This window comes from Cupriavidus sp. CuC1, from assembly GCF_044627735.1.
In the GTDB taxonomy this organism is placed as follows: Bacteria; Pseudomonadota; Gammaproteobacteria; order Burkholderiales; family Burkholderiaceae; genus Cupriavidus; species Cupriavidus ulmosensis.
This window is the reverse complement of sequence record NZ_JBIUHC010000078.1, coordinates 22,808-48,633: the sequence shown is the minus strand read 5'-3', so window position 1 is coordinate 48,633 and position 25,826 is coordinate 22,808. Positions and strand designations below refer to the sequence as shown.

The 25,826-nt window shown below is 66.3% G+C and carries 28 protein-coding genes; 23 read left to right on the top strand and 5 right to left on the bottom strand.

Annotation, left to right across the window (positions count from 1 at the left end; genetic code table 11):
• The first annotated feature begins 370 nt into the window (after nt 1-370).
• The 6 genes from ACGLHR_RS29225 (at nt 371) to ACGLHR_RS29200 (ending at nt 5,168) form a co-directional block, all read left to right on the top strand.
• Nucleotides 371-820 carry a DUF1178 family protein gene (locus ACGLHR_RS29225; protein WP_318236048.1) on the top strand — a complete coding sequence of 150 codons (450 nt, stop codon included), beginning with the start codon at nt 371-373 and terminating at the stop codon, nt 818-820.
• A gap of 95 nt (nt 821-915) precedes the next feature.
• Nucleotides 916-2,118 (top strand): acyl-CoA dehydrogenase family protein, encoded by a 1,203-nt coding sequence (locus tag ACGLHR_RS29220; RefSeq protein WP_267606010.1) that lies wholly within the window; start codon nt 916-918, stop codon nt 2,116-2,118.
• 13 nt (nt 2,119-2,131) lie between these two features.
• On the top strand, nt 2,132-3,250 hold the full coding sequence (locus tag ACGLHR_RS29215; protein WP_400097910.1) for an acyl-CoA dehydrogenase family protein: 1,119 nt from the start codon (nt 2,132-2,134) through the stop codon (nt 3,248-3,250).
• A gap of 126 nt (nt 3,251-3,376) precedes the next feature.
• Entirely contained in the window at nt 3,377-3,826 is a 450-nt protein-coding gene (locus ACGLHR_RS29210; protein WP_318236050.1) for a MaoC family dehydratase, read from the top strand.
• Nucleotides 3,827-3,961: 135 nt separating this feature from the next.
• Nucleotides 3,962-4,441, top strand: a complete 480-nt coding sequence (locus tag ACGLHR_RS29205; protein ID WP_267606012.1) for a MaoC family dehydratase — start codon at nt 3,962-3,964, stop codon at nt 4,439-4,441.
• A gap of 94 nt (nt 4,442-4,535) precedes the next feature.
• The gene (locus ACGLHR_RS29200; protein ID WP_400097908.1) at nt 4,536-5,168 is read left to right on the top strand and encodes a hypothetical protein; all 633 of its coding nucleotides are present in this window, start codon (nt 4,536-4,538) and stop codon (nt 5,166-5,168) included.
• A 7-nt stretch (nt 5,169-5,175) separates the two neighbouring features.
• Here the strand turns inward: ACGLHR_RS29200 and ACGLHR_RS29195 are convergent, their stop codons facing one another.
• From ACGLHR_RS29195 to ACGLHR_RS29185, 3 genes are all read right to left on the bottom strand, one after another.
• Complete coding sequence (locus ACGLHR_RS29195) at nt 5,176-6,477, bottom strand: MFS transporter (RefSeq protein ID WP_400097906.1); 1,302 nt, start codon at nt 6,475-6,477, stop codon at nt 5,176-5,178.
• A 59-nt stretch (nt 6,478-6,536) separates the two neighbouring features.
• Nucleotides 6,537-7,322 (bottom strand): alpha/beta fold hydrolase, encoded by a 786-nt coding sequence (locus tag ACGLHR_RS29190; protein WP_400097904.1) that lies wholly within the window; start codon nt 7,320-7,322, stop codon nt 6,537-6,539.
• Between the two features lie 134 nt (nt 7,323-7,456).
• Entirely contained in the window at nt 7,457-8,944 is a 1,488-nt protein-coding gene (locus ACGLHR_RS29185) for a flavin-containing monooxygenase (protein ID WP_400097902.1), read from the bottom strand.
• Between the two features lie 347 nt (nt 8,945-9,291).
• Between ACGLHR_RS29185 and urtA the strand changes: the two genes are divergently transcribed.
• The 16 genes from urtA (at nt 9,292) to ACGLHR_RS29105 (ending at nt 23,372) form a co-directional block, all read left to right on the top strand.
• Nucleotides 9,292-10,557 carry an urea ABC transporter substrate-binding protein gene (gene urtA, locus ACGLHR_RS29180; protein WP_267606018.1) on the top strand — a complete coding sequence of 422 codons (1,266 nt, stop codon included), beginning with the start codon at nt 9,292-9,294 and terminating at the stop codon, nt 10,555-10,557.
• Nucleotides 10,558-10,741: 184 nt separating this feature from the next.
• Nucleotides 10,742-12,379 carry an urea ABC transporter permease subunit UrtB gene (urtB, locus tag ACGLHR_RS29175; RefSeq protein ID WP_400097900.1) on the top strand — a complete coding sequence of 546 codons (1,638 nt, stop codon included), beginning with the start codon at nt 10,742-10,744 and terminating at the stop codon, nt 12,377-12,379.
• On the top strand, nt 12,379-13,584 hold the full coding sequence (gene urtC / locus ACGLHR_RS29170; protein ID WP_400097914.1) for an urea ABC transporter permease subunit UrtC: 1,206 nt from the start codon (nt 12,379-12,381) through the stop codon (nt 13,582-13,584). Before urtB ends, urtC begins: the two co-directional genes overlap by 1 nt.
• Nucleotides 13,581-14,429, top strand: coding sequence for an urea ABC transporter ATP-binding protein UrtD (gene urtD / locus ACGLHR_RS29165; protein ID WP_267606021.1), 849 nt, complete (start codon nt 13,581-13,583; stop codon nt 14,427-14,429). The genes urtC and urtD overlap by 4 nt, the downstream gene beginning before the upstream one ends.
• Nucleotides 14,430-14,466: 37 nt before the next feature.
• The gene (urtE, locus tag ACGLHR_RS29160; RefSeq protein ID WP_318236057.1) at nt 14,467-15,159 is read left to right on the top strand and encodes an urea ABC transporter ATP-binding subunit UrtE; all 693 of its coding nucleotides are present in this window, start codon (nt 14,467-14,469) and stop codon (nt 15,157-15,159) included.
• 205 nt (nt 15,160-15,364) lie between these two features.
• Nucleotides 15,365-16,237 (top strand): urease accessory protein UreD, encoded by an 873-nt coding sequence (locus ACGLHR_RS29155; protein ID WP_400097898.1) that lies wholly within the window; start codon nt 15,365-15,367, stop codon nt 16,235-16,237.
• Nucleotides 16,238-16,303: 66 nt separating this feature from the next.
• Complete coding sequence (locus ACGLHR_RS29150) at nt 16,304-16,606, top strand: urease subunit gamma (protein ID WP_318236059.1); 303 nt, start codon at nt 16,304-16,306, stop codon at nt 16,604-16,606.
• 78 nt (nt 16,607-16,684) lie between these two features.
• Entirely contained in the window at nt 16,685-17,308 is a 624-nt protein-coding gene (locus ACGLHR_RS29145; protein WP_400097896.1) for a HupE/UreJ family protein, read from the top strand.
• Nucleotides 17,309-17,354: 46 nt separating this feature from the next.
• The gene (locus ACGLHR_RS29140) at nt 17,355-17,660 is read left to right on the top strand and encodes an urease subunit beta (RefSeq protein ID WP_267606026.1); all 306 of its coding nucleotides are present in this window, start codon (nt 17,355-17,357) and stop codon (nt 17,658-17,660) included.
• A complete protein-coding gene (ureC, locus tag ACGLHR_RS29135) occupies nt 17,660-19,378 on the top strand; it encodes an urease subunit alpha (protein ID WP_400097893.1) in 1,719 nt (572 codons plus the stop codon). The genes ACGLHR_RS29140 and ureC overlap by 1 nt, the downstream gene beginning before the upstream one ends.
• A 35-nt stretch (nt 19,379-19,413) precedes the next feature.
• The gene (gene ureE, locus ACGLHR_RS29130; protein ID WP_400097912.1) at nt 19,414-20,034 is read left to right on the top strand and encodes an urease accessory protein UreE; all 621 of its coding nucleotides are present in this window, start codon (nt 19,414-19,416) and stop codon (nt 20,032-20,034) included.
• 134 nt (nt 20,035-20,168) lie between these two features.
• Nucleotides 20,169-20,540 carry an endonuclease domain-containing protein gene (locus ACGLHR_RS29125; protein ID WP_400097892.1) on the top strand — a complete coding sequence of 124 codons (372 nt, stop codon included), beginning with the start codon at nt 20,169-20,171 and terminating at the stop codon, nt 20,538-20,540.
• Nucleotides 20,537-21,229, top strand: a complete 693-nt coding sequence (locus ACGLHR_RS29120) for an urease accessory protein UreF (protein WP_400097890.1) — start codon at nt 20,537-20,539, stop codon at nt 21,227-21,229. Before ACGLHR_RS29125 ends, ACGLHR_RS29120 begins: the two co-directional genes overlap by 4 nt.
• A gap of 49 nt (nt 21,230-21,278) precedes the next feature.
• Nucleotides 21,279-21,908: an urease accessory protein UreG gene (ureG, locus tag ACGLHR_RS29115; protein ID WP_318236062.1), complete on the top strand. Its 630-nt coding sequence runs from the start codon at nt 21,279-21,281 to the stop codon at nt 21,906-21,908.
• A 167-nt stretch (nt 21,909-22,075) separates the two neighbouring features.
• Nucleotides 22,076-22,252 carry a hypothetical protein gene (locus ACGLHR_RS29110; RefSeq protein WP_400097888.1) on the top strand — a complete coding sequence of 59 codons (177 nt, stop codon included), beginning with the start codon at nt 22,076-22,078 and terminating at the stop codon, nt 22,250-22,252.
• Between the two features lie 100 nt (nt 22,253-22,352).
• Nucleotides 22,353-23,372: a threonine/serine dehydratase gene (locus ACGLHR_RS29105; RefSeq protein ID WP_400097886.1), complete on the top strand. Its 1,020-nt coding sequence runs from the start codon at nt 22,353-22,355 to the stop codon at nt 23,370-23,372.
• A 39-nt stretch (nt 23,373-23,411) separates the two neighbouring features.
• Here ACGLHR_RS29105 and ACGLHR_RS29100 read toward each other — a convergent pair whose 3' ends face one another.
• Complete coding sequence (locus tag ACGLHR_RS29100) at nt 23,412-23,795, bottom strand: helix-turn-helix domain-containing protein (RefSeq protein WP_400097884.1); 384 nt, start codon at nt 23,793-23,795, stop codon at nt 23,412-23,414.
• Between the two features lie 385 nt (nt 23,796-24,180).
• Here ACGLHR_RS29100 and ACGLHR_RS29095 point away from each other — a divergent pair, with 385 nt between their 5' ends.
• A complete protein-coding gene (locus ACGLHR_RS29095) occupies nt 24,181-24,942 on the top strand; it encodes a hypothetical protein (RefSeq protein ID WP_400097882.1) in 762 nt (253 codons plus the stop codon).
• A gap of 33 nt (nt 24,943-24,975) precedes the next feature.
• Here the strand turns inward: ACGLHR_RS29095 and ACGLHR_RS29090 are convergent, their stop codons facing one another.
• Entirely contained in the window at nt 24,976-25,668 is a 693-nt protein-coding gene (locus ACGLHR_RS29090) for a glutathione binding-like protein (protein WP_267606037.1), read from the bottom strand.
• Nucleotides 25,669-25,826 lie beyond the last annotated feature (158 nt).

The following is a 25,826-nucleotide window of genomic DNA, read 5'->3' as shown; positions in this document are numbered from 1 at the left end:
TTCTTTGCCGCGCAAAGAAGAGTGACCGGCAGCCCCCGCAGGGGGATGTCGTATGGCCCTTGGGTGCAAAAACCAACACCGCCCAAAGAAGCAGCAAAAGACCCGCGCATGGAGGCACGTGGGCCCAAAAACCAACACCGCAAACATCACATTCCAATCCCACGTCAAGAGCCAATTGTTTGCCGCCCCCAGCACCCCACCCCCTAACCGCGTAAAATCTCCAATTAGCCGTGCGCCCGCAGCCATACCTAAAAATCCCCCGGACCCCGCAAGGCCCACCGGATGCCAACATGGCTGCAAAAAAATTAGCACGACCGTTCACAAAATTCCGTTTCGCGGATACTATAGCCTTCGACGGGCTGGAAACATCATGAAGGTGCTCGACCTGCGCTGCGCGCAAGACCATCGTTTCGAGGGCTGGTTTGCTTCGGAGGACGACGCGCAATCGCAGATTTCGCAAAATCTCGTCCAATGTCCGGTCTGCGAAGACCATGCCATCACCCGGTTGCCCAGCGCGCCGCGCCTGAATCTCTCGGGAGCGGCCGCCGCGCCGGCGGGCAAGCCGGCCGGGGCGAAGGCCCCTGCGGCGCCGGCAACACTGCAGTCGCTTTACCTGAAGGCGGTAAAGCAGGTGCTGGCGCAGACCGAGGACGTGGGCGAACGCTTTGCCGAAGAGGCCAGGCGCATGCATTACGACGAAGCGCCGGAACGCGGGATCCGCGGAACGGCTTCGCCGGATGAAGTGCAGGCGCTTGCCGACGAAGGCATCGATACTTTCCAGCTCGTGGTGCCGGATGCGCTCAAGCAGACGGCTCACTGAATAGCGTCCTGTGCCCAAGGCAGTGTTCTTGCCGGCGCATGACGCGCTAGCTAGAACAATTTGCCGGTCTCACACCGGCATCACTGGAGACGGGCATGGATCTCAACTATTCGGCGTCCGACGATGCCTTCCGCGCCGAAGTGCGCGGCTGGCTGGAGGCCAACCTGCCGGCGGAAATCAGCAGCAAGATTCTGAACCACCGCCGCCCCAACCGCGACGACCTGGTGCGCTGGCACAAGCTGCTGGCGGGCCGCGGCTGGTCCGCGCCGCACTGGCCGGTGCAGTACGGCGGCACGGGCTGGAACGCCACGCAGCGCCATATCTGGGACGAGGAAAATGCCCGCGTCGGCGCGCCCGGCGTGCTGCCCTTCGGCGTGGCCATGGTCGCGCCCGTGATCATGAAGTACGGCAGCGAAGCGCAGAAGGACTACTACCTGCCGCGCATCCTGGATTGCACCGACTGGTGGTGCCAGGGTTACTCCGAGCCGGGCTCGGGTTCCGACCTGGCGTCGCTGAAGACCCGCGCTGAACTCACCTCCGACGGCAAGCACTACATTGTCAACGGCCAGAAGACCTGGACCACGCTCGGCCAGCACGCCGACATGATCTTCTGCCTGGTCCGCACCGATCCCGAAGCCAAGAAGCAGGAGGGCATCTCCTTCCTGCTGATCGACATGAAGACCCCGGGCATCACCGTGCGCCCCATCATCATGCTCGATGAAGAGCACGAAGTGAATGAAGTGTTCTTCGACAACGTCGAGGTGCCGGTGGAGAACCGCGTGGGCGAGGAAAACCGCGGCTGGACCTACGCCAAGTACCTGCTTGGCCATGAGCGCACCGGCATTGCCCGCGTGGGCAACTCCAAGCGCGAACTGGGCTTCCTCAAGCGCGTTGCCAAGCAACAGCAAAAGAACGGCCGCCCGCTGCTGGAAGATCCGCTGTTCGGCGCCAAGGTTGCTGCGCTGGAAATCGAGTTGATGGCACTGGAACTGACCGTGCTGCGCGTGGTGTCGAGCGAGAGCGCCGGCAAGGGCCCCGGCCCCGAGGCTTCGATGCTCAAGATCAAGGGCACCGAGATCCAGCAGATGCTGACCGAGCTGATGGTGGAGGCTGTCGGCCCCTACGCGCAGCCGTTCGACACCGCCTACCTGGAGTGCGAACACGAGCACGCGGTGACCGGCTACGACGATGCCGCGCCGCTGGCCGCTTACTACTTCAACTATCGCAAGACCTCCATCTACGGCGGGTCCAACGAAATTCAGAAGAACATCATCAGCCAGATGATCCTGGGGCTGTGAGGAGACACGCGATATGAACTTCAATCTCAGCGACGAACAGAAGCAACTGGCTGACGCCGTCCACCGCTTCATCGATAAAGACTACGATTTCGAAACCCGCAAGAAGGGCATCAAGGCCGAAGCCGGCCATAGCGATGCCGCCTGGGGCGCGCTGGTCGAGCTCGGCCTGACCGCGCTGCCGGTGCCGGAAGCGCAGGGCGGTTTCTCGGGCACGCCCGTCGACATGATGGTGGTGATGCAGGAACTGGGCCGCGGCCTGGTGGTCGAGCCGTACTTCGCCACCGTGATAGCCGCCTACGCGCTCAAGCTGGCCGGCGGCCAGGACGCGCTGCTGGAGCAGGTTGCTGGTGGCGAGCTGATGCTGGCCACCGCCTTCAACGAGCCGCATGCCCGCTATGCGCTCAACGACGTGCGCGTGACCGCCAAGGGCGGCAAGCTCAACGGCCGCAAGGTCGTGACCATCCACGGCGCGCAAGCCGGCAAGCTGGTTGTGTCGGCCCGCACCAGCGGCGCAGATGCCGATACCAATGGCATTTCGCTGTTCCTGGTGGACCCGAAGGCGGCCGGCGTCGGCATCACCGACTACCGCACCATCGATAACCTGCGCGCTGCCGATATCACCTTCAAGGATGCACAGGGCGAGTTGCTGGGCACCGAGGGCGCGGCGTTTGCGCTGATCGAGCAGGTGGCTGACTACGCCGCCGTGCTGCTGTGCGCTGAAGCCGTTGGCGTGATGGACACGCTCAACGCCGCCACGCTGGAGTACGCCAAGACCCGCCAGCAGTTCGGCGTGCCGATCGCGCGCTTCCAGGCGCTGCAGCACCGCATGGTGGAGATGTTCATCCACGCCGAGCAGTCGCGTTCCATCACGCTGCTGGCCGCCGCCAAGTTCGACGAGGCCAGCCCGGAAGAACGCCGTCGCTTTGCCTCCGCGGCCAAGGCACGCGTGGGCCAGGCGGCTCGCTCGGTCGGCCAGGAAGCCGTGCAGATCCACGGTGGCATGGGCGTCACCGATGAACTGCCGGCGGCGCACATGTTCAAGCGCCTGACGCTGATCAACACCACCTTCGGGGATGTCGATCATCACCTGTCGCGCTTTGCGGCGCAACCTGGCTTCCTGGAAACGGTCTGATCCAGGTGGCATCAAAGAACCGCGCCGGTTGTTCCAGGCGCGGTTTTTTGTTATGTATGGATCTCGTGTTTTGCAGTGCGTTTCGCGTGTCCCGTATTCACTGATTCCCCGTTGACGGAGCGATTCATGTCCACCCTGTATTTCGAAGACTTCGCCGTCGGCAGCAAGCGCGACCTCGGGTCCCACCTGGTGACGGAGGAGGAGATCCTGGCCTTCGCCCGCCAGTACGATCCCCAGCCTTTCCACGTCGACAAGGAAGCCGCGCAAAAAAGCATCTACAAGAATCTCATCTCCAGCGGCTGGATGACCTGCTCGATCATGATGCGCCTGCTGGTGGATAACATGACCTCCAAGGCGGCCAGCATGGGCTCGCCCGGCGTGGACGAAATCCGTTGGCTCAAGCCGGTTTATGCGGGCGATACGCTGAGCGTGTCGCTGGTGGTGCTGGATGCGCGCGCATCCTCGTCCAAGCCGGACCGCGGCGTGGTGCACACCCAGTGGGAGGCCACCAACCAGCGCGGCGAACTGGTCTGCACCGTCAAGGGCATGGGCATGTACGGACGGCGGCCTGCCTGATGCGCCAAAGCCGCTTGATATAACGGTGGTGTTTACTCCCTCCCCCAGCCCCTCCCGCACGCGGGAGAGGGGAGCAAGGCATCACCCCCGACTGAACCCCGGCCATCCCGGCCAGCACAACAACAAGGAGACACCATGCGTACCATCGCTTCGCTCGAAGAACTGGAAAGCCTGCAGGGCCAGGAAGTGGCCATCAGCGACTGGATCGAGATCACCCAGCAGCAGGTCAACCAGTTCGCCGAAGCCACCGGCGATCATCAATGGATCCACGTCGACGTGGAGCGCGCCCGCCGCGAATCGCCGTTCGGCGGGCCGGTGGCGCATGGCTTCCTGACCTTGTCGCTGCTGCCGGCGTTCATGCACAACGCGATCGACATGCCCGGCGTGAAGATGGGCGTCAACTATGGCCTGAACCGCGTGCGCTTTACCGCGCCGGTGCCGGTCGGCAGCCGCTTGCGTGCGCGCGTGAAGCTGCTATCGGTGGAGCGCCTGGAGCCGCTGCCGAACGCGCCCGCGCTGGTCGGCGCCCAGTCCAACTGGGAAGTCACGGTGGAGCGCGAGGGCAGCGAGCGCCCGGTATGCGTGGCGGAATCCATCAGCCGCCGCTACTCGTAATGCAGGCGGGCCGCCGCCACACCAGGGTGCGCGGCGGCCCGCGCCGTTTCTTTATCGGCGCTGGTCATGCGGGCGCCATTTCAAGGTGACCTACATGCCCGGCAGCGCAACCGATCTCGGCGATCTCGGCAAGTCCATGCTCAAGGCGGGCTCGCTCTATCTCTGGGAGATCGTGCGCTGCTGCATTGCCGGGCTGGTCCTCAGCCTGATCGCATTCACGCTGGTGGCCAAGGGCAGCGCAGGCATGGGCTGGCCGCTCGCGGCGGCTGCGGCGGTGTTATTGATCGGTTTTCCCATAGCTTATTTCGTGGTTGGCCAGCAGCGCGCGCTCGACCGTGTGCTCGGTACGCTGGCGAACGCGCATGGCGAGCGCTTCTACGACGCCACGCTGGGGCGCTTCGTCGACTCGCTGCAAGCGCAGCAACCCGGCGCCCTGGCCAGCCTGCTTGCCAAGCCGCAAGCATTGACGGCCCGCTTGCGCGATTTTCTCGAGGACAGCGAGCGCATGCCCCGGCTGGCGCGCCGCGTGGCGCTGCATCTCTCGGACAAGGTGATCGCGGCGGTGCCGTTTGCCGGGCTGGCCGCGCAGGACGCGCCGGCGGCTATGCGCACGGCTGCCGTCAACGCGCTGCAGGACCAGTTCGACGCGTCGTGGCAGCCGTTCCTGATCGTTGCTGCGGGCCAGGCCGCCGCAGCCGGCGCGGCCTGGTGGTGGCTGTCCCGCTAGGCGCAGCTCAGGCCGGCGAGCGCGCGGCCGCCATGTCTTGTGGCGAGGCCGCCAGCGCCTTTGCGGAACGCTCGGGATTGAGCCAGCACAGGCCAATCACACCGCTGGCCAGCAGTAGCAAAGCGTTGATCGTGAAGCCCACTTCGAAGCCCCCGTTCATGCCATGGCGCTGCACCAGTTGCCCCACCACCGCCGGTGCCAGGATGCCGGCCAGCGTGGTCAGCGCCGTGTGGATGGACAACACGCTGCCGCGCTGGCCCTCCGGCACGATCTGCGCGAGCATGGCTGGCGTCAGTGCGAACGCCACGGGTGGCAGGCATGCCGCCACGGCAATCAGCAAGGTCTTGGGCACCGGCGCCAGCGTGATCGACGCGATCGCCAGGTACACGCCGCCGCCTGCCAGCGCGGCCACCGAGATGACCGCGCCACGCGCGAGCCGCGACGATGCGCCCGCGCGCAGCATGCGCTGCGACAACCAGCTAAGGATCAGCGTGACGGGCATGGCCGAGGCCACGATGGCCGCATACCAGCGCCCGGTGGTGACCGGGTCGAAGCCCAGGCCCTTTTCCAGGTAGGCGGGCAGCCAGGTCAGCCCCAGCGCCAGCGCCCAGTACGCGCAGAAGCCAACGGCCAGGCAGGCCAGCACGGTCGGGTCGCGGAAGATGCGGCGATAGGGCAGGCGCACGGGCGTGGCCGCGGTGCCGGCGCGTGGCGCGCTTGCCTGCGCCAGCGGTCCCTCGCGCCCCACGCAGAGCCACATCGCGCTCCACGCCATGCCAATGCCGGCCAGGATCATGAAATTGGCGCGCCAGCCCCATCGTATCGTCACCAGCGGGATCAGCAGTCCCGCCAGCAGCAGGCCCACGGTGGCCCCCTGGTTGATCATCGCCACCGGCAGGTTGCGCTTGTGGTCCGGAAACCATTTGAATAGCGCATGCACGGAGATCGGGAAGGCCGGCCCCTCGGCCGCGCCAAGCAGCATGCGGCACAGCAGGATGGTCGTGGCCGATCCCGCCAGCGCCAGCGGGACCTGCAGCACGGCCCACGACAGGCCCATCGCCAGCAGCAGCCAGCGCGTGGCCACGCGATTGGACAGAAAGCCGACCAGCACGGTGGATAGCGAGAACAGCCAGAAGAAGCTGCTGGCGATCAGGCCGAACTCGGCCGGCGCAAGCTTCAGGTCCGCCATCAGCGGCACCGCGACCATGCCAAGCACGATCTTGTCGAGGAAGTTGATCAGCGAAAGCCAGGTCAGCATCGAGGCCATGGCCCAGGCGCTGCGTGGCTGGTAGGTCGGAAGTGTATTCATCGGTCAGCCTCAGGATCGGTCAACGTGTCTGCTTGGTGTGCGCTTGTCCTTGTGATCGCTCAGTCCAGGTGCTGCTCGATCAGTGCGAGCAGGCGCTCGGGTTGCTCCAGCATCACCAGGTGCCCGCTGTCGATCTCCGCGTAGCTGGCGTCGCCAAGCGCCTCGGCAAGCGCGCGGCAATGCGCCGGCGGCACCATCTGGTCGTGGCGCATGCCGATCACCAGCGTGGCGGCGCGGATGCGCGCCAGCAGCGGTGTGATGTCGATGGTGGCGTCGAGCGCGGCCTGGCGGTCGCTGCCGGGCGCCAGGCCTGCGCCGAAACGCCGCAGGATGCCCTCGACGGTGGCGTCGTCCATGCACGCGATGAAGCGCTCCGATACGCCGTTGAGCAGGATCATGCGCGCCAGTTGCTTGCGGTCCGACTGCGCCAGCGACTGCCACAGCGCAAACAGCAGGCGCATGCGGCTATCGGTGCGCGCCCAGGCGCCGAACACCACCAGGCGCCGCACGCGCTCCGGCATCAGCGCAGCCGCGGCGGCGGCCACCACCCCGCCAAGCGAATAGCCGACCAGGTCCACGGGCGCATCGCCCGCAAGCGCCATGCAGGCGCGCACCTGTCCCACCAGCGCATCGAGCGTCAGCGGCCCGCCGTCGTCGCGGGTTTCGCCGGAGCCGGCAAGGTCCAGCGCCAGGCAGCGCCTGCGCTGCGCGAGCCCGGGCAGCAGCGCGGCCCAGTTGGTTTCCGCGCTGGAACTGGTGCCGTGCACAAGCAGGGTGGGGCGGCCGGTGCCGGCCTCGATCAGGCTGGTCTGGATGGGTTCCGACGCGATGGCCAGACGTTGCATGGCGAACTCCATAGGCTTCTCCTGGCGGGCTGGTTTGGCGAAATGACGCGGCAGGCTTACTGGGCAGTGATGCCGCCATCGACGGTGAACTGCGAGCCCGTGATGTAGCGGCCCTCGTCGCTGGCGGGGCAACGCTACGACGGCTTGCCGGCGTGGCGCAGCACAAAGTGCCCCCAGTCCGGCTTGCGCGTCTTCCACCAATAGGCGGTGGCATGGCTCGACCAGTTGTTGATGACCCTGCCGCTCGCCGACTTGTACCAACTGCTGCACGAGCCGGCCCACGCGGTCTGGCCGATGGCCGCCTGCAATGCCCGGTTGAAGCGCGTCACCACCTCCGGGCGCACTTCCATGGAGGCGAAGCGTGCTGAGCGGCAGGCCTGGATGCACTGCAGGACATAGCGCGCCTGGCACTCGAGCATGAAGATGATGGAGTTGTGGCCCAGGTTGGTATTGGGGCCGTACAGCACGAACAGGTTGGGAAATCCCGGCGCCGTCATGCCCAGATAGGCCTCGGGATCCTCGCGCCACTGATCGGCCAGGGTGCGTCCATGGCGGCCGTGGATGCGGATCGGCGCGAGGAAGGAGCGGGCGTCGAAGCCGGTGGCGAAGATGATGGCGTCGGCCGGATGCCTGGCGCCGTCGGCGGTGACCACGGCGTCGGCGTCGACGCGGGCGATGCGGGTGGTCTCGACCTGGACGTTAGGCCGCTTGAGCGCTTGGTAGAAATCGTCGGAGATCAGGATGCGCTTGCAGCCGATCGGGTAGTCCGGCGTGAGCTTGGCGCGCAGCGCGGGGTCGGCAATCATGTGCGCCAGGTAGCGGCGCGCCAGCGTTTCCAGTTCCCGGTTGCGCCCGCTGTCCCGTTGCATGCGCCCGAAGCGCAGCTCACACTGCAGGTAGAGGTGCCAGCGATGCAGCCGCGCCGTCCACGGGTGACGCCCGAAGCGCGCCTGTTGCTCGGCGGTATAGGCCTCGCCGTTGCGCGGCAGCACCCAGTTGGCGCTGCGCTGGAACACCGTCAGCTTGCCTGCTTCCGGCGCGATGCGTGGAATGAACTGCAGCGCGCTGGCACCGTTGCCGATCACCGCGACCTGCTTGCAGCGCAGGTCGGCGTCATGCCGCCAGCGCGCGCAATGGAAGGCCGCGCCGGCAAAGCTGTCCAGCCCCGGGATGTCCGGCGCCAGCGGACGGTTGAGCTGCCCGGTGCCGCTGACAAGGATGCGCGCGGCGATGGTGTCGCCGTTACCTGTGCTCACCTGCCACAGGCAGGCGCCTTCGTCGTAGCGTGCCTCGGTGACCTCGATGCCGAAGCGGATATGCCCGAGCAGCCCGAAGCGCTCGGCGCAATGCTGCAGGTAGCGGTGTATCTCCGGCTGGGGCGAGTACGCGCTGGACCAGTCCGGCTTGGGCGCGAACGAAAAGCTGTAGAGATGGGAGGGGATGTCGCAGCCGCAGCCCGGGTAGGTGTTGTCCCGCCAGGTGCCGCCTACCGTGCCGGCCTTCTCCAGGATGACAAAGTCATCGATGCCGGCCTGCTTGAGCCGGATGCCCATGCACATGCCGGCCACGCCGGCGCCGATGATGACGATCTGGTCCGCGCCGGGCGTCGTTGACGCTTTCAATGGGCTGTCTCCGTCGTGCTTTTACTTGGTAGTTGCGGCTCATCCGGCAACGCCGTGGCGCGCAATCGAGAGGCCACCATAGAGCCGATTCCGGATTCGGGCAAGTCACGGCGCAACATACGCATCGCCATGTGCCCCAATCTGAGTCAGCCGGCGGCGGCGCACAGGCTTGGTGCGTGACGCTTGCGCACTATCGTGGTGCGATGTGCGGCATTGCGACCGCTGAAGGCTCGCCAGGCCGTGTGCACAGCCATGTATACAAGCTTGTATGCCATGGCATGCTAGTTGCAGAAGGTGTACCCGGGGTGCGTTGTTCCTTTATCCAACACGACAATCTGGGAGCTGCAATGAAAAGACGTGACATGCTGAAGCTGTCGGCGGTAGCCGCCGCGGCCTTGTTTGCAACGGCAGGCGTGAGCCCGCTGGTAATGGCGCAGTCCAAGGAACCGATCAAGATCGGTATCCTGCATTCGCTGTCCGGCACCATGGCCATTTCCGAGACTTCGCTCAAGGACGTGGCGCTGATGACCATCGACGAGATCAACAAGAGCGGCGGCGTGCTTGGCCGCAAGCTTGAGCCGGTCGTGGTCGATCCCGCTTCCAACTGGCCGCTGTTTGCCGAGAAGGCGCGCCAGCTGATCACCAAGGACAAGGTCGCCGTCACGTTCGGCTGCTGGACCTCGGTTTCCCGCAAGTCGGTGCTGCCCGTTTATGAAGAGCTGAACTCGCTGCTGTTCTATCCGGTGCAGTACGAGGGCGAGGAGATGTCCAAGAACGTCTTCTACACCGGCGCGGCGCCCAACCAGCAGGCCATTCCCGCGGTGGAATACCTGATGAGCAAGGAAGGCGGCGGCGCCAAGCGTTTCTTCCTGCTCGGCACCGACTACGTCTACCCGCGCACCACCAACAAGATCCTGCGTGCCTTCCTGAAGAGCAAGGGCGTGGCGGACAAGGATATCGAAGAGGTCTACACGCCGTTCGGCCACAGCGACTACCAGACCATCGTCGCCAACATCAAGAAGTTCTCGCAGGGTGGCAAGACCGCGGTGATCTCCACCATCAACGGCGACTCCAACGTGCCCTTCTACAAGGAGCTGGGTAACGCCGGCCTGAAGGCCAAGGACGTGCCGGTGGTGGCGTTCTCGGTGGGCGAGGAAGAACTGCGCGGCATCGACACCAAGCCGCTGGTGGGCCACCTGGCCGCATGGAACTACTTCATGTCAGTCAAGAACCCGGAAAACGAAGCCTTCAAGAAGCAATGGGCGGCGTGGGTCAAGGCCAACAACCTGCCGGGCGGCGACAAGCGCGTGACCAACGACCCGATGGAAGCCACCTACGTGGGCATCCATATGTGGGCGCAAGCCGTGAAGAAGGCCGGCACCACCGACACCGACAAGGTCCGCGCCGCCATGTACGGCCAGACCTTCAAGGCCCCGGACGGCTTCACCCTGACCATGGGCGAGAACCATCACCTGTACAAGCCGGTGATGATCGGCGAGGTCAAGGGCGATGGCCAGTTCACGGTGGTGTGGAAGACCCCGAAGGCCGTGCGTGCGCAGCCGTGGAGCCCGTTCATCGCCGGTAACGAAGGCAAGCCGGACAAGGTGATGTAAGCAAGGGCTCTCGCTCAGCGCTCTCTTCCTCTCTCTTGCCTCGTGGCTGGTGCGGGAGGGGAGGGAGCCTGGCAGTGTCTTTGCCGCTTCCCATGCTGTCCGCCGCTTCGGCGCGGTGGGCGGAAAATCATCACGCCGATCAAGGTGACGCGCGTGCTTCGTCGCGCACGACTCTGCAAACCTTATGCACCGACCCTTATCGATCTCTCTCGCTTCACGGTTGCGCGCCATGCTGGCCGCGCTGCTCCTGCTGGCCGCGTGCCCGCTGTGGGCCGCGGCGCTGACGCAGGCCGACCTGAAGCCGTTGGCCGAAGACGACTTCGATGCCAAGACCGCCGCGATCACCGCGCTGACCAAGGCACCGGTGGCGCAGGCCGGCCCCATTCTCAAGGCGTTGCAGGACGATACGCTGCAATACGCGCCCGGCGTCGGCATGGTGCGCCAGGACGCAGACAAGCTGGTGGATGCGATCAGCGGCAAGCCGGTCACGGTCAAGCCCGACGTGCTCGAAGCGCTCACCCTGAACAACAGCCTGCGCGCGATGGTGGACAGTGCCGCCAGCAGCACGCTGCTGCAATCGCCCGACGCGGCGGTGCGCACGCAGGCCGTCAATACGCTGCTGGACCAGCCGGGCAGCGCTTCGCGCCCGGTGGTCGAAGCCGCGCGCAAGGCCGAGGCCGATGCCGGGCTGCGCGCGAAGCTCGATGTGATCTGGGCCAATATCGTGCTGGCCGATGGCAACCGCGACGATCGCCTCGAAGCCATCCGCATCCTCGGGCGCGACAGCAATCCGCAGAGCCGCCAGAAACTGCAGCCGTTGCTGGAAAAAGATGCCGCCGGCAACTATCGCGAGCCTGACGCCGAACTGCGCGGCGCCGCGCAGCAGGCGCTCGATGCCCTGCGCGGCGACCAGCGCCGCGCCGAGCTGATCGGCAACCTCTTCGCCGGCCTGAGCCTGGGCAGCGTGCTGCTGCTCGCCGCGCTGGGGCTGGCTATCACTTACGGCCTGATCGGCGTCATCAACATGGCGCACGGCGAATTCCTGATGATCGGCGCGTACGCCACGTACATGGTGCAGGGCGTGTTCCGCGCGCACTTCGCCAGCGCGTTCGACTGGTACCTGCTGTTCGCGTTGCCGGCATCGTTCCTCGCCTCCGCCGTGGTCGGCTTCGTGCTGGAGCGGCTGGTGCTGCGCCATCTCTACGGCCGTCCGCTGGAGACGCTGCTGGCCACCTTCGGCGTGAGCCTGCTGCTGATGCAGACGGTGCGCACCCTGTTTGGCGCGCAGAACGTGGAAGTGGCCAATCCGTCCTGGATGAGCGGCGGCATCGAATGGCTGCCTGGCATGGTGCTGCCGTACAACCGCATGGTCATCATCGTGTTTGCGCTGGCGGTGGTAGCAGTGGCCTGGGCTGTGCTCAACCGCACCCGCCTTGGCCTGTTCGTGCGCGCCACCACGCAGAACCGCACCATGGCGGCCTGCGTCGGCGTGCGCACCTGGAAGGTGGACAGCTACGCCTTTGCCTTCGGCGCGGGCATTGCCGGCCTGGGCGGCTGCGCGCTGTCGCAGATCGGCAATGTCGGCCCCGACCTCGGGCAGGCCTACATCATCGACTCCTTCATGGTGGTGGTGCTGGGCGGCGTGGGGCAGCTCGCAGGCACCATCATCGGCGCCTTTGGGCTGGGCCTGATCAACAAGTTCATCGAGCCGTTCTATGGCGCGGTGCTGGCCAAGATCTTTGTCCTGGTGCTGATCGTGCTCTTCATCCAGAAGCGCCCGCAGGGACTGTTCGCGCTCAAAGGGCGCAGCGCGGAGGCATGATGAAGACTTCACCCTCGAACCATTACGCGGCGGGTTTCCGGCTGGCCGTGCCTGAGCGCCAGCCGCTGTTCTCCGGACGCAGCTGGATGGCGTTGGCTCTGATCGCGCTGGTGGTAGGCATCGGCGTGCCGGTGTGCGCGCTGCTGGTGCCCGAAGGCCATCCCATGCATCTGTCGGCCTACGCGCTGACGCTGATCGGCAAGATCATGTGCTTCGCGCTGGCGGCGATCGCGCTGGACCTGGTATGGGGCTACTGCGGCATTCTCAGCCTCGGCCACGGCTTGTTCTTCGCGCTCGGAGGCTATGCCATGGGCATGTACCTGATGCGTAGCATTGGCCGCGAAGGCGTCTACAAGAGCGACCTGCCCGACTTCATGGTGTTCCTCGACTGGAAGGAGATGCCGTGGTTCTGGCACGGCACCGAGCATCTTGGCTACGCAATGCTGCTGGTGGTGCTGGTGCCGGGCGTGCTGGCATGGCTGTTCGGCTTCTTCGCCTTTCGCTCGCGCATCAAGGGCGTGTACCTGTCCATCATCACGCAGGCCATGACGTACGCGGCCATGCTGCTGTTCTTCCGTAACGAGACCGGCTTTGGCGGCAACAACGGCTTCACCGATTTCAAGCGCATCGCCGGCTTTGCCGTGGCCGCGCCGCAGACCCGCACCGCGCTGTTCGTGCTGACGTTCTTCGCCTTGCTGGCCGGCTTCATCGCCTGCCGCTATATCGTGACGTCCAAGCTCGGCCGCGTCGTGACCGCGATCCGCGATGCCGAGATGCGCGTGATGTTTTCGGGCTATAACCCGCTTGGCTACAAGCTGTTCGTGTGGACGTTCTCGGCCGTGCTGTGCGGCATCGCCGGCGCGCTCTACGTGCCGCAGGTGGGCATCATCAACCCGGGCGAGATGTCGCCGGCCAACTCCATCGAGATGGCGGTATGGGTGGCGGTGGGCGGACGGGGCACGCTGATCGGCCCGATCATCGGCGCTTTCATCGTCAATGGCGCCAAGACCATGTTCACGGCGTACTTCGCGGAGTACTGGCTGTTCCTGCTGGGCGCGATGTTCGTGCTGGTGACGCTGTATATGCCGGACGGCGTGATCGGACTGCTCAAGCGCCTGCGCGGCCTGCGCGCAAGCCCGCAGGCCGCGCAGGGCAACGGCGCGAATGCGCCGGCGGCCGCCACCCGCAGCGGAGGTGAAGCATGAACGCAGCACTGGGAGCACAACAGGCGGAAAGCGGTGGCACCACCGGCCTGGGCCGCATCATGGAGCCGGGCGTCATCGACGTCTCGCACGGCCCCATCCTTTACCTGGAAGACGTGACCGTGCAGTTCGATGGCTTTCGCGCGCTGAACAAGCTCACGCTGTCGATCGACCACGGCGAACTGCGCTGCGTGATCGGGCCCAATGGCGCGGGCAAGACCACCATGATGGATGTGATCACCGGCAAGACCGGGCCGCGCAACGCCAATGTGAGCGGGCGCGTGTTCCTGGGCCAGACCATCGACCTGATGCGCATGACCGAGCCCAGGATCGCGCAGACCGGCATCGGCCGCAAGTTCCAGAAGCCCACCGTGTTCGAGCAGCACGAAGTGTGGGAGAACCTCGAGCTGGCGATGAAAGGCGACAAGCGCTGGTTCACTTCATTGCGCGCGCGCCTGGGCGCCGAAGGGCATCGCCGCATCGAGCAAACGCTGGCGCTGACGGGGTTGGAGGATGAGGCCTATCGCCCGGCCGGCTTGCTGTCGCACGGCCAGAAGCAGCGGCTGGAAATCGGCATGCTGCTGATGCAGCAGCCGCAATTGCTGCTGCTCGACGAGCCGGTGGCGGGCATGACCGATGAAGAAACCATGCAGCTGGCCAAGCTGCTCAACAGCCTGCGCGGCACCTGCTCGATGATGGTGGTGGAGCACGACATGGAGTTCGTCGCGGCGCTGGCCGGCGATGCGGGCAAGGTGACCGTGCTGGCCGAGGGCAGCGTGCTGGCCGAAGGCACGCTCGACGCCGTCAAGCGCGAGGAGCGCGTGATCGAATCCTATCTCGGCCGCTAGGCGCTGCGCACCGGATAGAAAAAAAGGGAACGAGACTATGTTGCAGGTCAATGCACTCAACCAGTTCTACGGCGGCAGCCACATCCTGCGCAACGTCACCTTCGAGGTGCCGCAAGGCAAGCTGACGACCTTGCTCGGCCGCAACGGCGTGGGCAAGAGCACCTTGCTCAAATGCCTGATGGGCGTGGTGCCGACCAAGAGCGGCAGCATCAGCTGGGCGGGGCAGGCACTGGAGAAAAAGCCGCCGTACGAGCGCGTGGCCTCGGGCCTGGCCTACGTGCCGCAGGGCCGCGAGATCTTCCCGCGCCTGACGGTGGAGGAGAACCTGCTGATCGGCGCCGCCAGCCTCAAGAGCCCGCCGGGCGTGCCGGACCGCATCTACCAGTTGTTCCCGGTGTTGCGCAGCATGCGCCAGCGCCGCGGCGGCGATCTCTCCGGCGGCCAGCAGCAGCAACTGGCGATCGGCCGCGCGCTGATGAGCGAGCCCGAACTGCTGATCCTGGACGAGCCGACCGAAGGCATCCAGCCTTCGATCATCCAGGACATCGGGCGGGCGCTGCGCCTGCTGGTGGATGAGTTTGGCATGACGGTGCTGCTGGTGGAACAGTATTACGAATTCGCCCGGCACCTGGCGGATCACTACGTGGTGATGAGCCGCGGCGAAGTGGTGGCGAGAGGCGAGGGCGCGAAGATGGAAGAGGAGGGCGTGCGGGAGCTCATCGCGGTGTGACGTGACACGCGGTGCCGCATGATCGTAGTGCTGGTGTGTTCCCCCTCTCCCGCGGCGCGGGAGAGGGGGAACACCTGGCGGGCGCCGATTGCGTGTCGTCCCGAAGCCCGCCTCGAATACCACTTCCAGTGCCTCCGGCTGCGCGCTATGATGCCCGCATCCAGCGCACGATGCATTGCCGGCCGCCTCCGCCATTCCAACATTCATGCGTCATCCAGACTTTCCTTCGACCCTCGCCGTGCCGCCCGCATGGGAGGCCAGCCTGCGCCTGCGGTTTGCCGCGCGCGGGGAGCGCAGCGCGTTGGTCGAGCGTCGCCACCAAGGGCCGTTGCTGGTGCAAAAGCCACTCTATCCGGAGGGGTCTATCTGCCATGTGGTGATCCTGCATCCGCCCGCGGGCGTGGCCGGCGGCGACAGCCTGGACATCGACGTGACGGTGGGCGCGCTCGCCCATGCGGTGCTGACGACGCCCGGCGCCACCAAGTGGTACAAGTCGCTCGGCCGCGAGGCCGCGCAGCGCGTCACGCTGACGCTGGAAGCCGGCGCGCGGGTGGACTGGCTGCCGCAGGAGAACATCGTCTTTGACGACGCGCACGCGCGCCTTGCCACCACCGTGACGGTGGCTCCCGGGGCCAGCGCGATCGGCTGGGATGCCATCGTGCTGGGCCGGCAGGCCAGCGGCGAGACCTGGAGCCGCGGCACGCTGGGCATGGAGACCCGGGTGCAGGGCGGCGGCAAGCGCGCGCTGTGGATCGAGCGCGCGCAACTTGACGCGGCTTGTGCGCTGCGCCATGCGGTGGCCGGGCTGGACGGGCTCAATGTCATGGGCACGCTGTGGGCGGTGGGCGATGGCGCGACGCAGGCACTCGCGGAAATGCTGGCCGGGCAGCTGCCTTATCGGGCCGACCTGCGCGCTGGCGTGACGCGGCTCGAGCAAGACGGCCAGTCGATGTTGCTGCTGCGCGTGCTGGGCGCGCAGATGGAAGCGGTCAGGCAGTTGATGGTGATGGCGTGGAGCGCGCTGCGCGAACCGATCCACGGTGTGCCTGCAAGGCCCCTGAGGCTGTGGGCGACGTAGGCGCGGACTTTGGGATTTGCCACCGCGCATCGCACGGACAAAACAAGAAACAACGGGAATACCAGGATGGAACTCACTCCGCGAGAAAAGGACAAGCTGTTGATCTTCACCGCCGCGCTGCTGGCCGAGCGCCGCCGCGCGCGCGGGCTCAAGCTCAACTATCCCGAGGCGGTGGCCTTGATCACCGCCGCCATCATGGAAGGCGCGCGCGATGGCCGCTCCGTGGCGGAGTTGATGCATGAGGGCACCACCGTGCTCGCGCGCGAGGACGTGATGGATGGGGTGGCCGAGATGATCCCCGATATCCAGGTGGAAGCCACGTTCCCCGATGGCACCAAGCTGGTCACGGTGCACCATCCGATCATCTGACGCCAAGGCGCATGGCACGCCGGACGTGAAGCACGCCGGTTGCATCGAAATCCCAGAACCAGGACACGAGGTCAAGACATGAACCACTCCAACCGCTCGCGCGCCGTGAGGCTCGCCACCGTGGGCGCCTCGCTGGCGCTTGCCAGCGCCGCTGCCGTCGCGCATCCGGGTCATGATGCCGCCACTGCCGGCGCCAGCCTGTGGGCCGGCTTGCTGCATCCCTTTACCGGCATGGATCACTTGCTCGCCATGGTGGGCGTGGGCGTATGGAGCGCGCTGGGTGCGCGCTCGCCGCGCGAAGCCTTGCGCATGCCCTTTGTCTTCGTGGCTTTGATGCTGGCTGGCGCGGTGCTCGGCCTTACCGGCATGAGCCTGCCGCTGGTGGAGCCGATGATTGCCGCGTCGCTGCTGGTGATCGGCCTGCTGGTTGCGCTGCGCGCCAGGCTGCCGGCATGGGCGGGGATGGCCATTGTGGGCGGCTTCGCCGTCTTCCACGGCTATGCCCACGGATCCGAGTTGCCGGCCACGGCCGGCGCATTGCCCGCGGTGGCGGCCTATGTGGGCGGCTTTTGCGTGGCCACGATGGTGCTGCACGCGGCCGGCATCGGCCTGGGCGGCGCGCTGCGCCGCCACGCCGGCTGGCTGGCACGGCTGGCGGGCGCGGGCGTGGCGCTGTATGGCGTCGGCCTGATGGTCGCTTGAGCGCACCGAGCGCACCGAGCGCACCGACCGCAACAAGGAACCCATCATGATCCCCGGTGAACTGATGCCCGCAGAGGGCGAGATCGAACTGAACGCCGGCCGCCCCACGGTCAGCGTGGCGGTGGCCAACACGGGCGACCGCCCGGTCCAGGTCGGCTCGCACTTTCATTTCTACGAGACCAACCCCGCGCTGGATTTCGACCGCGAGGCCACGCGCGGCTTCCGCCTGAACATCGCCGCCGGCACCGCCGTGCGCTTCGAGCCGGGCCAAAGCCGCACGGTGGAACTGGTGGCGCTGTCCGGCGCGCGCATCGTCTACGGCTTCAACGGCAAGATCATGGGAGCGCTGTGATGAGCGTGAAAATCTCCAGGCAGGCTTATGCCGAGATGTTCGGCCCCACCACCGGCGACCGCCTGCGGCTCGCCGACACCGGGCTCGTCATCGAGGTGGAGAAGGACTTCACCGTCTACGGCGAGGAAGTGAAATTCGGCGGCGGCAAGGTCATCCGCGACGGCATGGGGCAGAGCCAGCGCATGGCCAAGGACTGTGTCGACACCGTCATCACCAATGCGCTGATCGTCGACCACTGGGGCATCGTCAAGGCCGACATCGGCCTCAAGGACGGCCGCATTGCCGCCATCGGCAAGGCCGGCAATCCGGACATCCAGCCCGGCGTGACCATCGTCGTCGGGCCGGGCACCGAGGTGATCGCGGGCGAGGGCATGATCGTCACCGCCGGCGGCATCGACAGCCACATCCACTTCATCTGCCCGCAGCAGATCGAAGAGGCGCTGATGAGCGGCGTCACCACCATGATCGGCGGCGGCACCGGGCCGGCCACCGGCACCTTCGCCACCACCGTCACGCCCGGCCCCTGGTTCATGGAACGCATGCTGCAGGCGGTGGAAGCCTACCCGATGAACATCGGCCTGCTCGGCAAGGGCAACGCCAGCCTCCCGGGGCCGCTGATGGAGCAGGTCGAGGCCGGCGCCATCGGGCTCAAGCTGCACGAAGACTGGGGCACCACGCCCGCGGCCATCGACAACTGCCTGAGCGTGGCGGATGCCACCGACACGCAGGTGGCAATCCACACCGATACGCTCAACGAGGCCGGCTTCGTCGAAGCCACCGTGGCTGCGTTCAAGGGCCGCACCATCCATACGTATCACACCGAAGGCGCGGGCGGCGGCCATGCGCCCGACATCATCAAGGTCTGCGGCGAGCCCAACGTGCTGCCGTCGTCGACCAACCCGACGCGGCCATACACCGTCAACACGCTCGACGAACACCTCGACATGCTGATGGTCTGCCACCACCTGGACCCGTCGATCGCCGAGGACATCGCCTTCGCCGAGAGCCGCATCCGGCGCGAGACCATCGCCGCCGAAGACATCCTGCACGACCTCGGCGCGTTCTCGATGATCTCCAGCGATTCGCAGGCCATGGGCCGCGTGGGCGAGGTCATCATCCGCACCTGGCAGACCGCGCACAAGATGGCCGCGCAGCGCGGCAAGCTGCCCGGCGACCCCAACGACGCGCGCGGCGGGCATGACAATTTCCGCGTCAAGCGCTATATCGCCAAGTACACGATCAACCCCGCGCTCACGCATGGCATCGCGCACGAGGTGGGCTCGATCGCGGTCGGAAAATGGGCCGACCTGGTGCTGTGGAAGCCGGCCTTCTTCGGCGTCAAGCCGAGCCTGATCCTCAAGGGCGGGATGATTGCCGCTGCTGCCATGGGCGACCCCAACGCATCGATCCCCACGCCGCAGCCGGTGCACTACCGGCCGATGTTCGCCGCCGCCGGACGGGCATTGGACAAGTCGTCGCTGACCTTTGTCTCGCAAGCTGCGCTGGCCGCCGATGTGGGCGGGCGCTATGGCCTGAACAAGGTGCTGTCGGCGGTACAAGGCACGCGCACCGTGGGCAAGCGCGACATGGTGCACAATGACTGGCAGCCGAACGTCACTGTGGATCCCGAGACCTACCAGGTGGTGGCCGACGGCCAGTTGCTGATCTGCGAACCGGCGACCGTACTGCCGATGGCGCAGCGCTATTTCCTGTTTTGATGTCCATGATGTCCGTGATGTCCATAAGGCCCGCTTTGCAGAAGATCGACAAACACCTCGCCGCCCCGCACGGCATCGCCGCCGTGCTGGTGCGCCGCGCGCCCAAGCTGGTGCTGCCTTTCGCCGAGCGCAGCAAGAGCCGCCTGCGCGCCACGCTCGACAATGGCGAAGAAGTGGCGGTGTTCCTTGCGCGCGGCACCGTGCTGCGCGGCGGCGACCTGCTGGTCACCGAGGGCGGCCTCTTTGTCGAAGTGCAGGCGGCGCCGGAGTCCGTGCTGCAAGTCGGCGCCAGCGATCCGCAGGCACTGATGCGCGCGGCCTACCACCTCGGCAATCGCCACACGCCGGTGGAAGTGGGCCGCGACTACCTGCGCCTGGAATTCGACCCGGTGCTCGCGGACATGCTGGCCCGCCTCGGCGTGCAGGCCGAACGCGCGGAACTGCCGTTCGAGCCGGAAGCCGGCGCCTACGGCGGCGGGCACAAGCATGGGCACGATGCGACGTTTGCGGAGGACTATGCCGCGGCGCAGGCGGTGTTCCATGAGCATCATGGGCACGATCACGATCACGATCATGGCCATGCGCACGACCACGACCATGCGCCACACGACCATGCGCCACATGTGCATGACGAGAACTGCGGGCACAAGCACTGAGGCTTGGCCCCCTATGCATGAGCAAGCCACCGCACGCCCAACCTCCGATGACCGAACTCCCCTCTCCCGCGCGGCGGGAGGGGAGGGGGGAGAGGGCGAGCGCGTGCCGAAGCCTCAGTTCGCCAAATCGCTCCGTGCCAGCCAGACAGACGCCGAGCAGCGGGCTCTGGTATCGCCTGCGCGCCCATCGCTTCATGGGCCTTAAGTTCAAACGCCAGAAACAGATTGGCCCTTTCATTGCCGACTTCGTGTGCATGGAATTGAAATTGGTGATCGAGGCTGACGGCGGGCAGCATGCCGATGCGGCCGATGTCGCGCGCGACGCGTGGTTCAAGCGCAGTGGCTATACGCTCTTGCGCTTCTGGAATCACGAAGTGCTAGCGCAAACCGATGCCGTGCTGGAACGAGTGCGAGAGGTCGTTTTGATGCTGGGGCGCTCGCCGAAGCCTGCGGCCTCTGAGCCCCCGGGCGATGAAAAGCAGAGCCACATCCGGAAGCGCCCATGACCCAGCTCTCCCAACTCATCTCCCTGCTGCACCTGGCATCGCCGGCGCTGCCGATCGGTGGCTTCAGCTATTCGCAAGGGCTGGAGGCTGCCATCGAGTGCGGCATGGTGCACGATGCCGGCAGTGCGGAGCAGTGGGTGCGCAGCAATCTGCTGGACGTGCAGGCGCAGTGCGAAGCGCCAGTCTGGCTGCTGCTGTTTCGCCATTGGCGCACGCTGGATGCCGCGCGCCTGGCCGAATGGAACGACTGGTTCCATGCCACGCGCGAGAGTGCCGAGCTGCGCCTGGAGACGGAGCAGATGGGCTGGTCGCTGGCGCGGCTGGTGGCGCAGATGGAGTGGGGCGATGCCGCGCTGCGCGCGCAGCTCGAGGCGTTGTCGCCGGTGTGCCTGCCTACCGCTTTTGCCGCGGCTTGCGTGGCGCTGGATGTGACTGAGCGTGACGGGCTGGCGGCCTATTGCTTCGGCTGGGCGGAGAACCAGGTGGCCGCGGCGCTCAAGGCGGTGCCGCTGGGGCAGGTGGCCGGGCAGCACATCCTGCGCCGGCTGCATCCCGCGGTGCTGAAGACCGTCGATGAGGCAGTGCGCCGCGCCGATGCCGAGCCGCCGCTGCTGTCTACTTTTTCCCCGATGCTGGGGCTGCTGTGCGCGCGCCATGAGACGCAGTACTCGCGGCTGTTCCGTTCCTGACGCGTGCGCCGGCGGCATTCAAACGATTCCCCAAGACAAGATGTCCATCATGACCCAGGCTCGTACCAAGAAGAACCCCCCGTTGCGCGTCGGCGTGGGCGGCCCCGTCGGTTCCGGCAAGACCACCTTGCTGGAGATGCTGTGCAAGGCCATGCGCGAGCGCTATGACCTGGTCGCCATCACCAACGATATCTATACCAAGGAAGACCAGCGCCTGCTGACCATCTCCGGCGCGTTGCCTGCCGAACGCATCATGGGCGTGGAAACCGGCGGCTGCCCGCACACTGCGATCCGCGAGGATGCCTCCATCAACCTGGAAGCGGTCGACCGCATGCTGGGCAAGTTTCCCGATGCCGACATCGTCTTCATCGAGTCCGGCGGCGACAACCTGGCGGCCACCTTCAGCCCGGAGCTGTCGGACCTGACCATCTACGTGATCGATGTGGCCGGCGGCGAGAAAATCCCGCGCAAGGGCGGGCCGGGCATCACCAAGTCGGACCTGCTGGTGATCAACAAGACCGACCTGGCCCCTTATGTGGGGGCCAACCTGGAGGTGATGGAAAGCGATGCACGCAAGATGCGCGGCACGCGTCCGTTCGTGATGGGCAGCGTGAAGTCGGGGCAGGGGCTGGATGAGGTGATCGCGTTCATCGAGCGGCAGGGCATGCTGGGCGTGTAAGCGATGGCGCCCCTCGCCATCAGCGGCGGCGTGCGCGCACGCACAGGAAGCAGGGCGCGCGCGACAGCCAGGCGTGCAGTTCATGCAAAGGGATTGACTGCGGCCGATCCCCTCGCATTCTACGCATGCCGCCACAACGCCGCGGCTTGTGGCATACTTGGCGATCCATGACGTTCCATTCGCTCGCCCCTTCTTCGCTGTGCCGCACCACCGATACCGGTGGCGCCGCTGCATGCGCGGGTGCCGGGCTGCCGGTGGGCCTTGCCTCCACGTCCGGCCTGTCGTCGCGTACCGTCTCGATTTCCTTCTCGTTCTCCATTATTCGAATTATCCGGGGTCGCTGAGCTGCGGCTTTGGCTGGTGCTCGGTGGCCCGTGGTCCCTCCTTGCCGTGCACGGCCATAGGGGCCTGCACGCGACCCACCGATTCGATGGAGAACACCCGATGTCCGATCTTTCCGACCTGCGTGCGCATGCACGCTATCCCTTGCTGCCCGAAATCCGGGACACCGCGCGGCGCCTGCAAGGCAAGGTGCTGGAGACGCCCGTGTGGCGCTGGCAGACCGGTGCGGCCCAGCAACTCGATGCCGGCACGGAAGTCTGGCTCAAGCTGGAGCTGTTCCAGATCACCGGCACCTTCAAGGTGCGTGGCGCGCTCAACAGCATCGAGCGCATGGATGCATCCGCGCGGGCGCGCGGCGTGGTAGCGGCCAGCGCCGGCAACCATGCCATGGCGGTGGCCTACGCGGCCAAGGTGGCCGGCGTCGGCGCCAAGCTGGCCATGCCGGCCACCGCCAGCCCGGCACGCGTGGCGGCCTGCCGTGAGGCGGGTGCCGAGGTGCTGTTGCTGCCGGATGTCCATGCTGCTTTTGACCACGCGCTGCAACTGGTGGCCGACGAGGGCCGCACCATGGTGCACCCGTACGACGGCCCGCTGATCGCGCAGGGCACGGCAACGGTCGGGCTTGAGCTGATGCGCCAGGTGGCCGGGCTGGATGCGGTGGTGGTGCCGGTGGGCGGTGGCGGCCTGTGCGGCGGCATCGCCGCGGCGGTCAAGCAGATCAATCCGGCTTGCCGGGTCTATGGGGTCGAGCCGGAGGGCGCCGACGCCATGAACCGCAGCTTCGAGGCCGGGCGGCCGCAAACGCTGGAGCGCGTCACGACAGTTGCCGACAGCCTGGGCGCGCCTTATGCGCTGGACTACAGCTACGGCGTGTGCCGCCAGTTTGTCGACGGCATGGTGCGCGTATCCGACGAGGCGATCCGCGCAGCCATGCGCATCCTCTATCGCGATATGAAGCTGGCCACGGAGCCGGCCACCGCGGTGTCCACCGCGGCGCTGCTGGGGCCCCTGCGCCAGACGCTGGCGGGCAAGAAGGTCGCGCTGATCGTGTGCGGGTCCAACCTAGACTCCGCGCGCTTTGCCGAACTGCTGGCCGTGGACGAGCCCGCCAGCGCCAGCTGAATCCGGCGCCGCCCGGCGCGGCTGATCGGCCCGGCGCCGTCAGGCCTGTATGGCCCTGACGGCGATCGTGCGCGCCACCGATGCGATCACGTCCTGCTCTGTATCGGTCATCAAGGCCATATGGCGCACGGTGACGCGCTGTGCCGGGGTGATGTTGAACTCGGCGCAGCGTTGCTCCAGCACGAGCGCGCCGCCGCCGCTGTCGGCCTCGCTGAAGTTGAGCATCTCGCTGGCGTCCACGCCAAGCGTGCCGGCCAGCGCGCAGATATTGATCAAGGAAACATTGCGCACGCCGCGCTCGATACCGCTGAGGTAGGAGCGCGCCATGCCGCTTTCGAGAGCGAGCTTTTCCTGCGACCAGCCACGCTGTTTGCGCAGCTCGGCAAGGTGCAGCCCGAAGAGCTTGAGAGGATCGGCGACCATGGCGCTATACGTGATTGAGAACGGATCGAGGCTAAGGGTTTGACCTCTTTGTAGCGACGCCTTATAGTAGCACGTACTATAGGTGGCAGTTTTTGTATGTATGACATATATGGCATACGTGATGTTTATGGCAAAAATGTTTATGGCAAAAATCGGCAGTAGGGCGGTGCCCACAACCTGCTGATGATGCCCGCCGGCGAAGGGCTAGAACTTGTCCAAATGATACGAATGGGGTCCGCGGCCACAAGCCAGAGGCGAGCCGCCTCGGCATCCTGTTAAGGCGGCAAGGCACCAGGCCAAAAGGACCACGACCTCGGCATAGAGGCACTCCAATCCCCCGGGAAGCGCGGCGCTGTTTTTTCCATTACGCGGAGAGTGGGGTGCTATGCGTATTTTTTCGTTGTTCGACGCGCAGATGCGCGGCGAGATCCTGGCCGGTGGTACCGCGTCGCAGTTGCGCGTGGGCCTGCAGGTGAGGGTGGTGCCAGAGGCCGCCGGCCTGGGCAGCAGTGGTGACTACATCTTTTTGCCGCAAGGCGCGATGCAGTCCGGCATTGTCACGACGCGTGCCGAGTGGTGGGCTTGCCTGTGCGGCACGATCAAGCTGACGCCGTTGGGCGGCGAGCCGGTGCTGGTGTCCGCGGGTGGCGTGTATGCGCTGCGCCAGGCCGAGCGCCTGCATCTGGCGGTGCTGCAGGATACGGTATTGATCCGTGCGATCCTGGATCCGAATGCCGTCGGGCTGGTGGGTGCGGGCGCGACCAATAGCTACGATGCCTTTGCCGTGGGCCAGGCGGATCTCTGGCAGGCCGATGGCCCGGAACGCGGCGCGCATGGCGTGCCGCGCGCCAACGCGGCCTTTGTCTCGCTGGCCGAGGGCGAGCCGGAATGGGCGCTGCGCTTGCGCGCGGGCGGGCTGAACTGGGCGGCTTGCCATGCGGGCACGCTATGCCTGCAGTGGCATTCGCCCTGGCCGCACGTCGAGCGGCAGGTGGCGTACCTGCAGCCCGGCATGGTCTTCGCACCGGATCCCGATGAAGCGTACCGGATCGATGCGCTGTATCCCGTGGCGAGCCTGCTGTGCTGCCTGCAGGCGCCGGCGCGCGTGGCCGGCGCGGGCGAGTGGCAGGCGATTTCCCTGCATTGATCGCCGGGCGCCGTGGGCACCCTGGCCGGCTGCTCAGCGGCGCTGGTATTGCGTGGCGCCGAACAGGATTTCCCGTTCCTTGTCGCCGCTCAGCGGCTTGCGTTCCTGCGCCAGCACGGCGACGCCGCGCTTCACGGCGGGCCGCTCGGCGATCTCAAGGAACCAGCGCTTCAAGTGCGGATAGTCGTCCAGCTCCACGCCCTGGTTCTGCCAGCTACGCAGCCACGGGAAGGTCGCGATGTCGGCCACGGAGTATTCGCTGCCGGCCAGCCAGGCATGTTCCGACAATTGCTTGTCGATGACGCCGTACAAGCGCTTGGCCTCGTTGGTGTAGCGGTTGATGGCGTACTCGATCTGCTCTGGCGCATACATGCGGAAATGGTGCGCCTGGCCGAGCATCGGACCCACGCCGCCCATCTGGAACATCAGCCATTGCAGCGCGTCGTACTTGCCGCGCACATCCTCGGGCAGGAACTTGCCGGTCTTGCCGGCGAGGTACAGCAGGATGGCGCCGGACTCGAACAGCGAGATGGGCTCGCCGTCCGGGCCGTCGGGGTCGACGATGGCCGGGATCTTGTTGTTCGGGCTGATCTTGAGGAATGCTTCGCCGAACTGGTCGCCGGCGCCGATATTGATGGGGTGGACCTTGTACGCTAGGCCGCACTCCTCGAGCATGATGTGGATTTTGTGGCCGTTGGGCGTGGGCCAGCTGTAGACGTCGATCATCGGGAAAGGCTCCTGGCTGCGATCGTGCAAACGGTGAACCGCCACATCAACCACTGACGTGGCGAACCGCGCGATTTAAGCACAGAAGAAAAAAACGCGCAGGCAGGCTGCGCGTTTTCCATGTAGCCTGCAGGGCCGGCGGTGGGACTGAATGCGGC